This is a genomic window from Paenibacillus sp. CH40 (assembly GCF_024213605.1).
Lineage (GTDB): Bacteria > Bacillota > Bacilli > Paenibacillales > Paenibacillaceae > Paenibacillus > Paenibacillus polymyxa_B.
The window spans coordinates 29,059-45,134 of record NZ_JANAVQ010000007.1; the positions used below are offsets into that span (position 1 = coordinate 29,059).

A 16,076-nucleotide genomic window follows, 5' to 3' on the forward strand; every position below is an offset into this window, starting at 1 on the left:
GAGGGTGAAAACATGAACATACATGAGCTTTTGGCTTTATCTAGACCGCTTCAAGAGCAATTGATCACATGGCGAAGGGATTTTCATCGCCATCCTGAAACGGGTTATGAAGAGATTCGTACATCAGGCATTGTAGCTGAGCACTTGCGTAGTCTCGGGTTGGAGGTGACAACCCAGGTAGGGAAAACCGGGGTTGTGGGTCTGTTACGGGGAAAAAGCCCAGGGCCTACCATCGGTCTAAGGGCAGATATGGATGCATTACCGATTCAGGATCAAAAAACGGTTTCCTATCGTTCGGAGATCCCAGGTAAGGCCCATTTATGTGGGCATGATGCCCATACAGCCATACTGATGGGAACTGCACAGTTACTTGCTCATTTGGAGCGACCTGAAAGAGGAAACATCAAATTTGTCTTTCAGCCGGCTGAAGAAGGTTTGGCAGGAGCCAAGGCTATGATCGATGACGGTGTATTGGAGAATCCAAAAGTGGATGCGATGGCAGGACTACATATGTTCCCGGGTCTGAAGACAGGAACACTGGGGGTCAGCAAAGGGGTCGCTTTTGCATCGGCAGACAGCTTAACCATTAAGATTCTAGGCAAAGGCGGTCATGCTGCCCGTCCACATGAGGGAATAGATGCCATTGCCGTGTCCGCGCAGGTTATTTCTGCCCTGCAAAACATTTCAAGTCGTATGGTTGATCCCCTTGAAACCATTGTCATTACGATTGGCAAAATTAGTGGCGGGTATATGGGAGCGGCCATTGCACCGGAAGTAGAGATGATCGGTACCGTGCGCACCCTATCTGCGGAACTGCGTAACCGGATGCCTGAGCTGATCGAGCGGGTGGTCCGTGGGGTGTGTGAGTCGTTCGGGGCTGGATATGAGCTGAGCTATCAGCAGGGCTACCCGGTTGTGCAGAACGACCCGGATATGGTCGATCTGATGACGGAAACGAGTGAGCAATTGTTTGGCTCCAAGGAGTGGGACTACATCAAACCGTCAACAGGCGGGGAGGATTTTGCTTTTTATTGTGAACAGATACCCGGCGTGTTTTTCCGGTTGGGATGTGGGAGAGGTGATGAAGATACTAGCTATCCATTACATCATCCCAGATTTGATTTAGATGAAGTGGTACTGCCTTATGGGGTAGCCATGATGTCGGCCATCGCGCTGAATTTTTTGAAGACAACATAAAATCGGGATTAAGACGCTCAAATGCAGCTGTGTGGCAATATACAACCTTAATGGAGTGGAGTGGACAAGATGAAAAGACATAAGTGGTTTAGAGGCGGGATTACGTTACTGATTGCTGCGATGATCCTGGCAGGCTGCGGTACCCAATCCACAGGCGGTAGTAAAGACAGCGAAACGTCGACCGACAGTAAAGTATTGACAATTGCTAATGCTACGGATATTGAAAGTTTTGATCCACATAACAATAACAATACGGCGAGTGAAGCTGTTCTGGTTAACGTATTTGACTACTTATTGAAAAATGATAGTCAGCAGAAGAAAGTGCCTGGACTCGCTACTTCCTGGGAAAAGGTAGATGATACCACTTGGCGTTTTCATCTGCGCGAAGGGGTAACCTTCCATAACGGTGATCCGTTCACAGCGGAAGATGTGAAATACACGATAGAAAGAGTAGCGAAGGATAACACACTCAAACAAAATTCCTACTTTAAAAATATCAAAGAAGTGAAAGTGGTAGATGAACATACGGCAGACATCATAACAGATGGACCTGATCCGTTACTGTTGAATCGTTTATCCAAAATGGGAGCTGGCATCTTACCTTCCAAGTATATTGAGAAAAATGGGATAGAGGCATTCCTTAAAAATCCGATAGGTACAGGCCCTTATAAATTTAGCCAATGGATCAAGGATGACCGGGTGGTACTCGTTAAAAACGATAAGTATTACGAAGGTCAGCCCAAATGGGATCAAGTTGTCTTCCGCTCCATTCCAGAAGCCTCTACGCGTGTATCTGAACTGCTCGCAGGCTCGATTGACATTGCATCTGGTATCCCTTCCACGGATATAGAACGTGTTCAAGGCGAAGAGGGTAAAAAAATCGTCAAGGCTCCGATCCAGCGTGTACTGCAATTGATTTTACGTCAAAGTCAGGGCAGTGTTACGGCTGACTCCAAAGTGAGAGAAGCGATAGATCTCGCGATTGATAAAAAAGGAATCGTAGACAGCATCGCAGGCGGTGCTGGGATTGTAACCCGTACTTCCGTTACACCAGGTAACTTTGGTGCCGATCCTTCCTTATATGAGAAAACATTATATGATCCGGCTAAAGCCAAGGAACTGCTGAAGCAGGCCGGTTATGCTGGCGCAGGCCCGACATTGACCCTTTCAGTATCCTCAATATACAAAGAGTATGCCGAGGTCGTAGCCGCCATGTTAAATAAAGAAGGATTCAACATTAAATTGGACGTGCTGGAGCCAAGTGCTTTCAGTGAGCGTTACAGTTCCAAATCTTTCAAAGAAATGTTTATGATCGGCATTGGTAATTCTCTATTTGATGCTTCCAACAACTATAATCGCTATCTGGTAGAAGAGGCAAAAGGCGAAACGGATTATAACAATCCGAAGGTAGAGAAGCTGCTGCAGCATGCGCTGACGAATCTGGATACAGCCTCGCGTGAAAAAGAGTATCAGCAAGTGCAACAGATTTTAGCTGAAGATCGTCCAGCCGTATATTTGTTCCAAATGGAAGGGATTTATGGCACTGGTAACGGTGTGAACTTCCAACCGAGAAGCGATGAAATGTTCTATGCAGAGGATATTACACCTGCTAAATAAAGAAGAGAATTGAACGGGCGGGGACCTCAATGAAGGTTCCTGCCCGTCCTTTTAAAAAAAGCCTGCTGGTTACGGAGGTGACAGATTGAAAACGTATATCGCTAAATCACTGCTTCAGGTTATTCCTGTACTGCTGATTGTCTCCCTTATTGTATTCATCCTGGTGAGGGTAACCGGGGACCCTGTGGCCCTTATGCTGCCGGAGACCGCTACAGCTGAGGATCGTGCAGTGTTAACGCAGGCGCTCGGGCTAGATCAGCCCTTATATACGCAATACATTAAATTTATTGGCAGTGCCTTACAAGGAGATTTTGGTACCTCCTTTCGCTATGGTGAATCGGCTTTGCCGTTAGTATTGGAACGGCTGCCTGCCAGTTTTGAATTGGCAGTAGCCGCCATGATTTTTGCGGTCATCATTGCTGTGCCGTTGGGCGTCATCTCAGCAGTCAAACGGAATACCTTTACCGATTTAATCATTTCCAGTTTATCCGTAGTCGGCAAGGCCATGCCTAACTTTTGGATGGGGATTATGCTCATCTTATTATTTTCCGTCATGTTAGGGATGCTTCCGGTGTCCGGCCGGGGCGGGATGGATCATTTAATACTTCCGGCCTTTACACTGGGTGTCGGACTTTCTGCACAGATGACCCGACTCATTCGCTCCAGTATGCTGGACATTTTGAACCAGGACTATATTCGAACAGCCCGAAGTAAAGGGATTCTCGAAATCGTGGTTATCGGAAAACACGCTTTCCGCAATGGATTGATTCCGGTCGTTACGATTATGAGCTTGCAATTTACGAGCTTGATCGGCGGTACACTGATTACAGAGACGGTATTTGCATGGCCGGGTTTGGGACAGTTACTTGTCGTCGCTGTGAATACGCACGACATGGCTATCGTTCAGGCTGCTGTATTTGTGATTGCCTTTATTGTGGTGGTCAGCAATATTTTAACCGATGTCGTTTACCGACTGCTTGATCCAAGGATTAAATACAACTAGAGAGGGGGGGGAAGCGTGGCAGGCATTCATGATGTACAAGCCCTTGGTCCAGATCTAAACCTGGATGGCAAAAAGCAGACACAACCGTCTGGTATCGGACGTATATGGAAGCAACTGTTACGAAGTAAAACCGGAACGGTCGGTGCAGTGATCTTACTGCTCGTTTGTTTAACGGCATTATGTGCCCCTATGCTGGCCAGTCACAATCCTGCGGAAATTGACCCGCTTAACCGTCTGAAGCCGCCTATGTGGCTGGATGGTGGATTGCCGGAACATTGGCTTGGTACAGATAACCTAGGACGAGATATGTGGAGTCGTATCGTATATGGAGCGAGAGTTTCGCTTATCGTCGGTATTGGTGCAGTTCTGGTCTCAGGTACGATTGGCGCAATCCTCGGCCTCCTCGCCGGGTTTTATGGTAAATGGGTGGATGCCACCATAATGAGAGTTGCCGACGCCTTTTTGGCTATTCCGGCTATTCTGCTGATGCTGGTTGTCTTGGCCGTTGTAGGGCCTGGCATGACTACGCTCATTTTCGTCATTGGCGTTACAAATTGGGTTTCTTATACGAGGGTTGTCCGGGGCGAGGTATTGAGTATCAAGGAACGAGACTTTGTTAAAGCAGCCAAGGCGATTGGCTCTAAAAATAGTAGGATTTTGTTGAAGCACATTTTACCGAATGTCCTGTCTTCGTTTATCGTCATTTCCGGTATGAATGTAGCAACGACGATTATTATGGAAGCTTCTCTTAGTTTTCTCGGATTAGGGATTACACCGCCGGCAGTGTCCTGGGGTGGCATGCTGAGCGATGGGAGGCAGTATATAGCCACGAGCTGGTGGGTGGCAACGTTTCCCGGCCTGGCGATTACCATCACAGTCCTGGGCGTCATTTTTCTCGGTGACTGGCTTCGCGACGTGTTAGATCCCCATATGAAAGCGAAAGAATAACAGAAAGCGGGGGATCGGAAAAGATGACCACGAAATTGCTTGAAGTGAATCATTTGAAAACCTACTTTAAAACGGAGGATGGCATCGTTCCTTCGGTCAACGGTGTCAGCTTCACTGTGAATCCAGGTGAAACAGTAGCTATTGTTGGAGAGTCCGGTTCCGGTAAAAGTGTAACCTCCTTGTCTATTATGGGTTTAGTGGCTGCACCAGGTAAAGTCGTGGGCGGGGAGATTCTGCTTGAAGGACGAGACTTGCTCAAATTGTCCAAGGGAGAAATGCGCAAATATCGGGGAAACGAGGTATCCATGATTTTTCAGGAGCCAATGAGTTCGTTGAATCCTGTATTTACGATTGGCAACCAAATCAGTGAGGTCATCCGGCAGCATCAGAAGCTGAGCAAACCCGAAGCACGGCAGAAAAGTATAGAGATGCTGGAAAGGGTAGGTATACCTGGTGCGTCGAAAGTGGTAGGTTATTTCCCACATCAGTTGTCCGGAGGAATGCGTCAGCGGGTGATGATCGCAATAGCCTTGGCCTGCCAGCCAAAACTGCTCATCGCTGATGAGCCGACGACGGCCCTGGATGTAACGATACAGGCTCAAATTTTGAATTTAATCCACAAGCTGAGCAAGGAAGAGAATACAGGCATCATTCTCATTACCCACGATTTAGGTGTCGTCGCGGAAATGGCTGACCGGGTAGTCGTGATGTATGCCGGGGAAGTGGTCGAGGAAGCGGACGTATTTGAATTGTTCGAAAAGCCGGGCCATCCCTATACGATCGGACTGCTAGGATCACTCCCTAAGCTTACGGAACAGAGAGAATGGCTGGATTCCATTCCCGGTACCGTTCCTAATATGATGCAAATGCCGAATGGTTGTCCATTTCATCCCCGCTGTCCTTATGCCCAGGAACAGTGCACAAGGATTCATCCTGAAATACAGGCCAAGAATCCAGGACACTATGTCAGATGTTTACGGATGGAGGAGGTGTCAGTATGAACGAGACAGCAGAGAAAACACCGCTTCTCGAAGTGAATGGGCTTAAGAAATATTTTCCGATGAACAAGGGCTGGTTTTCCAGAAAGAGCGGTTATGTACGGGCGGTTGATGATTTGAGCTTTAAGGTGATGCCAGGGGAAACCTTAGGTATTGTAGGGGAATCGGGGTGCGGCAAATCAACAACAGGACAAATGATTACACAACTGCTAGAACCCACGGCAGGCGAAATTCGTTTTCAAGGACAAAGCCTGTCTGATTTAACGGACGAAGAAGTCCGCAAAGTCAGACGAGATTTGCAATTTGTATTTCAAGATCCATACTCTTCTTTGAATCCAAGAATGAAGGTTTTTGATATCGTCGCGGAACCGCTTCAGGTACACGGGATTGCTAGAGGCAAGGAGCTTAAAGCTGAAGTTTTTCGACTGTTGGAAACGGTAGGGTTAGGCGCGCATTTAGCGGATCGGCATCCCCATGAATTCAGTGGCGGGCAGCGGCAACGGATTGGTATAGCGAGAGCACTGGCTATGAAACCGAAGCTCATTGTTTGTGATGAACCTGTATCCGCGCTGGATGTGTCAATTCAGGCTCAAATTTTGAATTTGTTAAAGGAGCTTCAGCAGCAGTTCCAGCTTACCTACATTTTCATTGCCCACGGGTTGCCCTCCGTCAAGCATATTAGCGACCGCATCGCGGTGATGTACTTGGGTAAAATCGTGGAGCTTGCAGATCGTGATGAATTGTTTGCAAGACCGCAGCATCCGTATACAAAAGCATTGCTAGAGGCAGTGCCTGTTCCTGATCCGAGGCTGCGTAAAGAACGGATAACATTGACGGGGGAAATCCCCAATCCCGCCAATCCTCCTTCGGGCTGTACTTTTCACACGCGTTGCCCCTATGCACAAGAGATATGCCGACTACAGAGTCCATTGCTCGAAGAGCATACTCCAGGGCATATTGCTGCTTGTCATTTTCCTATGCATAAGCAGGTAGCTCACGAATAGATGAACTTTTGGAAGTAGGCGTTAACCAAAAAAGGAGGCTACTCATGAATAAACGATCAATTGTACCGGAGGATTTGTACGGATATCAGTGGATCAGTGATCCCACAATAAGCCCCGATGGAACGATTGCCTACGTAAATAAAAGCATAAATCGCCCAAAGAATGACTACCAAACACACATCCGTGTCGTATCCCTTCTTGAGAACGATGATCAGCCATTGACCGATGGTCATAAGGATTCGGCTCCTGCTTGGTCACCTGACGGATCGCAGCTTGCTTTTTTACGTGTGGCGAATGGAGGCAAACAGCTATGGACGATTCCGGCTGAAGGTGGAGAGGGGCAGCGGCAGACGGAGGTGAAGCGTGGAGTAAGTGCATTCGTCTGGTCGCCGGACGGGAAGTATATTGTATTCACAAGTATGGTGAGTATAAACGCCGAGCGGGAAGCCATGGAGCTTGAGGAATATAGCAAGCAATCCGGTGAGCGGGGACGTATAGTGGATCGTACCACTCCCAAAGCTGAAGGATCGGGCTGGTGGAACGGTCTATTTAGTCATTTATATGTATTGGAGCTTGAAAACGGCCGGATCACGCCAATAACGTCGGGACCTTGGAATGCATCTTACCCTGTATGGTCCACGGACAGCAAGCAGATTTCCTTCTTGTCCAAACGTGTAGACGACGACATGAAAGATGCGGACATGCTTTCGTTTTCGGATGTGTATACGATCGATTGCGACGGCGGTAATCTGGTGAAAGTTACGGATTCCAGCTTGGCGATTAGCCAATTTTCGTATGCCCCAGACGGAAAATCATTGACTCTGATCGCCAGTGATCGCATTTATGGAAGTGGTAGCCAGAATCGACTATATACCGTGCCTGTTACGGGGGGAGCCCCGGAACTATTGGTTCCTGAATTAGACATGCAAATCGGCAACTTCGCCTTAAGCGATATGAAATCATTTGGTCCGTCTCCATCTCCGTTATATGCTCCTGCGCGATTGAAGCCAGAAATGTATGTGCTTGGGACGTTACAGGGTGCTGTTCATATATACCGCATCACAATGGACGGGAATGTTCAAGCGGTGACTGGCGGAAGTGCTAGAGATATCTATCAGTACACGCTATCTGCTGACGGCCGCTATTTGGTTTTTGCTGCACTTGATGCGGACCGGCCTGGCGAGCTGTATCAAATGAATCTGGAGACAGGGGAAGAGAAACGACTTACGCACCATAACGACGAACATATGGCTTCCTTGCAAGTGAGTTCACCAGAGATGTTTTGGTTCGAGGCTTCGGATGGCTTCAAGATACAAGGATGGATTTTCAAACCAGCCGGAATGGTTCCGGGGGATCAAGTTCCTTTGATCTTACAAATTCACGGCGGACCCCATGCGATGTATACCGGCACGTATAGTCATGAAATGCAGACGCTTCTGGCACAGGGATATGCCGTGCTCATGACCAATCCGCGTGGTAGCTTTGGTTATGGTCAGGATTTTGCTCAGGCCTGCCGGGGGGACTTTGGGGGAGGAGATTATCGTGATCTGCTGGACGCCTTGGACTTTGCGCTGAGCCAGTTTGATTGTATAGATGAAACCAGGCTCGGGGTGGCTGGGGGCAGTTATGGCGGGCTGATGACCAACTGGATCATTTCTCACACGAACCGATTTCGAGCTGCCGTTACGCAACGTTGCATCTCCAACTGGCTCTCCTTCTATGGCTTGAGCGATATTGGTATTTCCTATACGGAGGGAATCGTTGGGGCTAACCCGTGGGAAGATCCTGATCTACTCTGGTCCAAATCCCCACTGGCACATGTAAATAGCATTGAAACTCCGTTGCTGATTTTACACGGCGAGGAAGACCTGCGCTGCCCTGTTAGCCAAGGGGATGAGTTGTTTACGGCTCTTAAGCGGTTGGGTAAAATAACACGCCTCATTCGATATCCCGGGTCGAATCATTCATTGCTAAAGAGCGGTAAACCGTCCCTTCGTGTGGATAACTTTGAACAAGTGGTGGCTTGGTTCAATTCCTACTTGAGTAAAGGAGTATACTCTAATGAGTAAAGTGAAATTGTCCATCCCAGTGGCATTTCTGATCGAGAACTTACTTACGAGTGGTGAACCGAAAGACGTCATCATTGAATGTATCAAAAAACAGGATTTCACTCCTTTGCTCGACAAGGTTAAAGAAAAAACAATGGATTTCAAAGAACGTTGTCAAACGGCAGAAGACATAGGAGACGAGTGGGAAGAAGCGATCCTTAGTGGTTATGAATTTAAGTTTTTACACATCAATGGATTGAAAAGGCTGCTTTATTTTCGTTTTGATCGAGCCATAGATCGCGATTATGAGCAGGATGGAATCACGTTGAAAAATCTGTATCTTGATCCTATCGAAATTGATACTTTACAAGGGCTCATCGGCAGACAGTGGCAGGTGATTACTGATGACAATGAAGCAGTAGGTAACGTGCAGAGGAGCGTATGCATTAAGCTTTTATACCAAAATGAAGATGATTCTTAAAAAGCAAATAGTATTTAATGCCCAAACGTACAAATGATATTGCCCATGTGTACGTTTTTTTCTGTTTGTTTTTTTGTAAAATAATATATAAATGATTTCTATTCAAACTAAATTGACCAGGTCGTCATAGCGGCGTTGTCTCTAATAAGTTGAAAAGCCGAATTCAGAATTGTAGGAGGGAATTATGAACGATGTATTCAATGAACAGATTCAAAATCTAGATCCGGAAATAAGTGAAGGTGAATTTGAGAAGAAAGATATTTCAAAAGTATTAACTATAATATGGATTTTTATAATTTATAGTGAGTCTGTAATTCTTCAACATTTGTCTAGTGGTCTAAATCTGCTGCAAAGTGTCTTATTCACTGTAATCATCATATTGCACATCCTCTTGTACTTGCATGCTCATAGAGTTGCAAAATATTTTTCATGGGCTTATTTTGTTGTGCAAGGGGGATTGATCTTTTCAAGTGCATTTCTTCTACCTGACAGTTTTTCGATTGTACTGGTTGGGTTAATGCCAATTTTGGTGGGTCAGAGTATAGGTATTTATTACAAGCCGTTTAAGGTCATTCTTGTATTTTTGATCTCCTATGTACTTTTTTGTGTGGCTGTGGTCTGGCATAATGATGGCAGGCAGTTTGTGTTGTTCATCCCGCTATTTTTTCTAATTGCAGTTGTTATAGTAGCTTATGCCGTTCTTTTTCTCAAACAAGTCAAAGCACGAATCCGAACGCAAAACGTTCTTAAAGAACTTGAAATCGCACATCAAAAGGTCGAAGAACTTACAATTGCTAACGAACGACAACGTATGGCCCGTGATCTTCATGATACGCTGGCTCAAGGGCTTGCTGGGCTAATCATGCAACTTGAAGCCATTGATGCCCATCTAACAAAAGGGAGTACGCAAAGAGCTCAGGAGATCGTCCAACAATCGATGTCACAAGTGCGAAGAACATTGTCTGATTCAAGGCGAGCTATAGACAATCTGCGTTCGAAAACCATCTCGGAAGTTGATTTTGCAGAAGCAGTGGAGGAAGAAATACAGCGATTTACAATGGCTACGAGCATTCGTGTAATACGCAATATCAAAATTAAAGCTTCCGTCCCCAGACTGTTGTTCGAACATGGATTGTTTATTATAAGCGAGTGTTTAACCAACGTAGCGAAACATTCACATGCTAATACCGTATGGATTCATATTTTAGATAATGAAGGCAAGATTGAAATTCAGGTTCGCGATGATGGAAAAGGATTTGATACAGATATTATTGCCAAGCAAACAGGGCATTACGGAATAATAGGCATACATGAACGTGTACGGATGCTGGGTGGAAAAATCAATATCAGCAGTATATTTCAAGAAGGTACAGCTATAAAAATAGAGGCGCCTCTTACTAAAGGAGACCTATCATGAAATACAAGATTTTAATCGTCGACGATCATTGGGTAGTTAGAGAAGGATTAAAGCTGGTGCTGGAGACCAATGACAGTTATGAAGTTATTGGTGAAGCTGGAGAAGGTGTAACGGCTCTTAAATTGATCGAAGAACTTCAGCCGCATGTCATATTATTGGATTTATATATGCCACAAATGAGTGGTTTGGAAACCATGAAAGCCCTCAGAGAAAAACAAAATGACACACCAGTCATTATCCTGACGACCTATAACGAAGATGATTTAATGATTAAGGGACTCTCTTTGGGGGCAAAAGGATATTTACTAAAAGATACCAGTCGAGAAAACTTATTTCGCACTATTGAGTCTGCGCTAAGGGGTGAAACGCTGCTTCAGCCAGAAATAACAGCAAGGGTATTTGCTGCTACGAATAAGAGAGAAGCTGAGATAGAATCACACGAAAGAAGCTTAGTTCTGACTGATAAGGAAAGACACATATTAAAGTCTGTTGCACATGGTTTTAAAAGTAAGGAAATTGCGTTTGATATGGGAATTTCCGAGCGTACCGTAAAGGCACATTTAACGAATATTTATAACAAGCTTGGTGTTGATTCCAGATCCGAAGCCGTTGCCGTTTCGTTGGAACGTGGTATTTTACAGCTTTAGAAATAATAACTGAAAATATGTTATTTATTTGCCCAGTCGTACATAAGGTGCTTGCCCCTTTGTACGATTTTTTTGTTTGTTCATTGTTATAACATGAAAAAAGAATGAAAAAGTTTACTTGACCCACGGGTTGCTGATAGCACCTTTAGAAGAGAGAATCAGAGAGGATGACATTAGTTGAAGAGAAAAGAAATCAGGATAATGATTGCAGGGGTTGCATTAGCCTTAGTAACTTCCGGTTGCTCCAGTGCATCGGAGAACTCTGTAACAGAAGCCAGTCACCCGGTAAAAATTGAGAAACTTGCAATGAAACCTTTGGCCAATGATTTTAATTTGGCGGGAACATTGCAGGCAAGTAATGAGGCCAATGTTTCCTTTGAAGCGGATGGACGTATATTGAACACTATGGTCGAAGTTGGGGATTCAGTAGAAAAAGGGAGTGTCCTTGCGAAGCTAGATACATCTGCTTACCAGTTACAGCTGGATCGGGCAAAGGCAACCATGGAAAAGGCAAAGGCTGGTGTTAGCCAAGCGGAGGCTACTGTCCAATCGGCCCAGGCGGGCATTCATAGTTCACAATCCCAGGTCAACGCGGCCCAATCCAAATTGCAGGAATTGAACAATGGCGCCAAAAAGCAGGAGATTGCACAGTCTCAAAATGCGGTTACTGTAGCAACTAATAATTATAACAAGAAGAAAGCGGATGCCGCACGGTCCCAAAGTCTATTCCAGGCAGGTGCAGTATCATTAACGGAAAATGAGAATGCGCAGCTGGAATTAGCAAACGCACAAAAAAGCTTAAGTGATGCGCAAGAGAAATTGTCTCTTTTGCTTGCAGGGGCATCCCAGGAACAGCGTGCCCAAGCTTCGGCCGGGGTAGATCAGGCCAGGGCAGGGCTGGAATCGGCTAGGGCTACTATACAACAAGGGCTAGCCAGTAAAGCTCAGGCGCAGGCTACCTATGAGGATGCATTGGCTGCTTATGAACAGTCATCCTTGTCACTGAAAAAAGCAACTTTAACTTCCCCGATCACGGGTGTTGTGATTGAAAAAAAGATATCTGATGGTCAACTGGGCTCCAGCGGGAGTGAGGCATTTGTTGTCGGAAATATCGAGACTTTAAAAGTACTCCTCCCCGTACCGGACAGTGAAATCTTATCGTGGAAGAAAAACCAAAAAGTAAATATCTCTCTCTATGATGAAATTAGAACAGGGACTGTTACCCAGATCTATCCATCGACTAACTCCAAAACGGGGAGCATCAATGTGGAAGTTAGCATTCCCAATCCCGAACTGAATTGGAAGCCTGGCCAAGTCATAAGCGCATCTAAAAGCATGAATCAAAACGAAGCGCTTTTAGTGCCCGTAGAGGCCGTAATTAGTACGGGAAATGACCCTTATGTCTTTAAAGCAGTAAACGGAAAAGCCGTCAAAACACCGATTAAACTGGGGAAAGTGACTAATAATCAGCTCGAAGTGGTCTCTGGATTACAGGCAGGCGATCAAATCGTTACACAAGGAGCAGGAACCTTATTTAATGGTGATTTAATTGGGAATGACGTACTTGAGAAATCGGAGGAGTCGTCCGAATGATTAAATATATCGTTAAAAAACAAAAAATTACACTCATTTTCTTTGGCATGTGCATTGTGCTAGGGCTCTACAATTTTACATCGTTACCTAAACAAGAGCAGCCCGATGTTATTCCCTTGTCAGCCAGTGTTACAACCATCTATCCGGGCGCCTCACCCGAAAGAATCGAGCAAACCATTACTAAGGTCATGGAACAGAAAATTAAAGCCGTACAAGGTGTCAAAACGATTTCTTCCACTTCATCTAAAGGCCAATCCAGTATAACTGTAGAAGCTTTTGAAGATGCAGACCCGACAAAGGTATGGGCTGATCTTCGTACAAAGGTACAGGATGCACAGTCCGAGCTTCCAGTTGATGCGATGCAGCCGGTTATCAACGATAGCATGACAAGCTCTTTCATTGGTTCATATGCGATTACTTCTGATAAAATTGAGAATTTATACTCGTTGAATGAATTGATGAACAAATGGAAAGATCAATTAAAAACGGTCTCGGGTGTTTCGCAAGTTAATATTCAAGGAATACCAGATCAAGAAGTACGAATCAGTTTAGACACACAAAAGATGCAACAATATAACATCTCCTGGGAGCAGGTTGTTCAAGCAATCAAAAATGAGAATGAAAGAGTTCCTACAGGTAGTATGGATTTCAATGAGCGTACTTATCAGCTGACGGTAAATGCCTCTACCGATCCATCCATTCTAAATAACGTCCAGATTTCAAGCAATGACGATGGATTCCCGATATCTCTGAAAGATGTAGGGACAGCCTCACTTGTTTTTAAAAAAGCAGCTAGTTATACGTATGTGAATAACAAGCCTGCTATTTCGATCAGTGTGAGTGGAGATACAGGCACAGACGTGCCAACGGTATCTAAAGCGACTACAGCCAAAATCAATGAACTTGTGAGCAGTTTGCCGAAGAATGTACATTTTGAGCCGCTTTTTGCGCAAAATGATCGAGTAGATGAAATGTTTGGAAACCTAACCAAAGAGATGATCATCGCTATTATATCGGTCATTGTTATATGTACATTAGGTTTGAATTTGCTGACTTCTGCATTTGTGGCCTTGGCCATTCCTGTTTCCATCGCCATCGGCTTTATTTTCTTGCCCACAACAGGAATCACGCTGAATCAAATTTCAGTCATCGGATTAATCATCGTGCTAGGGATATTGGTTGATGATGCCGTCGTGGTCAATGACAATATTGAACGCCGACGCACTGAATTTGGGGAAGATGCTACGGAGGCAGCCATTAAAGGAACGAAAGAGGTATCCTTATCAATCATTACAGCTACACTAGCTACGGTTGCAGCATTTGCCCCGCTTTTATTCCTGCCGGGCACCATTGGTGACTTTATTAAACCGATACCTACCGTTATTTCGTTAACGATGCTGGCTTCCATGATTATGTCATTAACGATCATTCCTATTTTCCGTCAATGGTATGATCAACGTCGTAAAGGAAAAGAGAATAATAGGACAGTTAAGCCACCTGGACTTCTGGGGAATCAAATCCAGTCTCTATCCAATGTGTACTCTAAAAACTGGATGCCAAGAATACTGCGACGCCCACTTTTAACAGCGCTTATTGGTCTTATGATGGGTACAGCAGCTTATGGACTACTTGCTGTTGTTCCTATTGAATTATTTCCGGATTCCGATCAAGCGGATGCCACGATCAGTGTAACGATGCCAGAAGGAACATCGTTGCAGGCAACCAATCAGGTTATTAACGAGATTGGCATGTGGGTCAAAAAACAGCCAGAAACAGAGCGGCTGGCGGCAACGGCAGGTGGAGGAGCGCCTCAGCTGTACAGCGATGTTGCAGGTGGTCACGGCTCTGGGGGAGCGGTAAACGGCCAAATTGCTGTCGTTGGAAAAGAGGGGCTATTTGATCTCAAAAAAACAGTGGATAACTGGACCCATACGCTACAAGCTAAATATCCATCTGCATTAATCAGCATTCGTGTTCCCCAATTAGGTATTCCGGTCGGCAGTGCGGTGTCTATCCGTATAAAAGGAGAAGACATGGATAAGCTGCAAAACATGACAACTAAAGTCAAAGAAATTGTTGCGGGAACCCCCGGAGCTGTAGATGTGACCGATAATATGGGTATGCAAAGCTATAATCTGAATTTCCAAATTAATCAGCAAGCCTTGGATAAATATCAGGTTAGCTATTCCGATTTAACGCGTACTTTGCTATTAATGGGTGACGGGGTGAACGTAACGGATTTTGATACGGGTAAGGAATTGCTTGATGTCAATATATACATGAACAAACCAAACCATGATCCTGAGGTATTATTCCAACAATTAAGTGTGAACAATGCGGCAAGGGAGCAAATCCCCTTATCCCAATTAGCCACGATGAAACCGGACTTTTCCATCCAACAAATCCACCGCTATGATCTGGAACGGACGGTAACGATCTCAGCCAATGGAAATGGGCGTACAGCTACAGAACTCACTAATGATATCCGTAGCAAACTTACAAATACCCAGTTTGAACCAGGCTACAGCTGGGAGATGGGAGGGGAAACATCCGCGCAGTCTGATATGTTTAAGGATTTGGGCAAATTAGCTGTGATTGTTATTTTTCTTATTCTCCTCTTAATCACCATGCAGTTTTACTCGGTTTCCACACCGCTCATTATTATGACCACTGTTTATCTGGCAGCGGCAGGGGGAATCCTTGGAAGTTTTATTTCAGGGATGCCAATTGGATTCATGAGTATTATGGGTATCATTTCACTTGCTGGTATCGTCGTGCGTAACGGTATCGTGTTGATAGAGTTTATTGAAGATGCGCGGCGTGAAGGCGCTGATTTAACAGACGCCATTCTAATGGCATGCTCTGCCCGTTTCCGTCCGATCTTGCTTACTTCGCTAACTGCGATTGTGGGTATGATCCCTATTGCCACAATAGGCGAGATCTTGTTCAAACCGTTGGCAACGACCATTATTTTCGGACTAATTTTTTCAACTATTTTAACATTGTTTGTAGTTCCGACGCTGTATATGGTCGTAGCTCATCTGAAGCTGAAACGGAAGCATAAGAAGGAAAAGGCTATAAATAGCGATAGCTCATTGACCTTGTAGGTAAATATATGAAATC

12 protein-coding genes are annotated in these 16,076 nt (G+C 45.2%); all 12 read left to right on the forward strand.

Annotation, left to right across the window (positions count from 1 at the left end; translation table 11 throughout):
* Positions 1–12: 12 nt before the first annotated feature.
* Positions 13–1,197, forward strand: a complete 1,185-nt coding sequence (locus tag NLX73_RS19010; RefSeq protein WP_254327019.1) for a M20 metallopeptidase family protein — start codon at positions 13–15, stop codon at positions 1,195–1,197.
* Between the two features lie 69 nt (positions 1,198–1,266).
* A complete protein-coding gene (locus NLX73_RS19015; RefSeq protein ID WP_254327020.1) occupies positions 1,267–2,814 on the forward strand; it encodes an ABC transporter substrate-binding protein in 1,548 nt (515 codons plus the stop codon).
* An 85-nt stretch (positions 2,815–2,899) separates the two neighbouring features.
* Positions 2,900–3,817: an ABC transporter permease gene (locus NLX73_RS19020; protein WP_023990423.1), complete on the forward strand. Its 918-nt coding sequence runs from the start codon at positions 2,900–2,902 to the stop codon at positions 3,815–3,817.
* A 15-nt stretch (positions 3,818–3,832) separates the two neighbouring features.
* Positions 3,833–4,765, forward strand: a complete 933-nt coding sequence (locus tag NLX73_RS19025; RefSeq protein ID WP_103048341.1) for an ABC transporter permease — start codon at positions 3,833–3,835, stop codon at positions 4,763–4,765.
* A gap of 23 nt (positions 4,766–4,788) precedes the next feature.
* Positions 4,789–5,766 carry an ABC transporter ATP-binding protein gene (locus NLX73_RS19030; RefSeq protein WP_254327021.1) on the forward strand — a complete coding sequence of 326 codons (978 nt, stop codon included), beginning with the start codon at positions 4,789–4,791 and terminating at the stop codon, positions 5,764–5,766.
* Complete coding sequence (locus NLX73_RS19035) at positions 5,763–6,767, forward strand: ABC transporter ATP-binding protein (protein ID WP_254327022.1); 1,005 nt, start codon at positions 5,763–5,765, stop codon at positions 6,765–6,767. Before NLX73_RS19030 ends, NLX73_RS19035 begins: the two co-directional genes overlap by 4 nt.
* A gap of 44 nt (positions 6,768–6,811) precedes the next feature.
* On the forward strand, positions 6,812–8,836 hold the full coding sequence (locus NLX73_RS19040) for a S9 family peptidase (RefSeq protein WP_254327023.1): 2,025 nt from the start codon (positions 6,812–6,814) through the stop codon (positions 8,834–8,836).
* Complete coding sequence (locus NLX73_RS19045; RefSeq protein WP_254327024.1) at positions 8,829–9,296, forward strand: hypothetical protein; 468 nt, start codon at positions 8,829–8,831, stop codon at positions 9,294–9,296. Before NLX73_RS19040 ends, NLX73_RS19045 begins: the two co-directional genes overlap by 8 nt.
* 184 nt (positions 9,297–9,480) lie before the next feature.
* The gene (locus NLX73_RS19050; protein WP_254327025.1) at positions 9,481–10,713 is read left to right on the forward strand and encodes a sensor histidine kinase; all 1,233 of its coding nucleotides are present in this window, start codon (positions 9,481–9,483) and stop codon (positions 10,711–10,713) included.
* Complete coding sequence (locus NLX73_RS19055) at positions 10,710–11,360, forward strand: response regulator (RefSeq protein WP_254327026.1); 651 nt, start codon at positions 10,710–10,712, stop codon at positions 11,358–11,360. Before NLX73_RS19050 ends, NLX73_RS19055 begins: the two co-directional genes overlap by 4 nt.
* A gap of 201 nt (positions 11,361–11,561) precedes the next feature.
* Complete coding sequence (locus tag NLX73_RS19060) at positions 11,562–12,953, forward strand: efflux RND transporter periplasmic adaptor subunit (RefSeq protein WP_367997119.1); 1,392 nt, start codon at positions 11,562–11,564, stop codon at positions 12,951–12,953.
* On the forward strand, positions 12,950–16,060 hold the full coding sequence (locus tag NLX73_RS19065; RefSeq protein ID WP_254327028.1) for an efflux RND transporter permease subunit: 3,111 nt from the start codon (positions 12,950–12,952) through the stop codon (positions 16,058–16,060). Before NLX73_RS19060 ends, NLX73_RS19065 begins: the two co-directional genes overlap by 4 nt.
* The last annotated feature ends 16 nt before the right edge of the window (positions 16,061–16,076 follow it).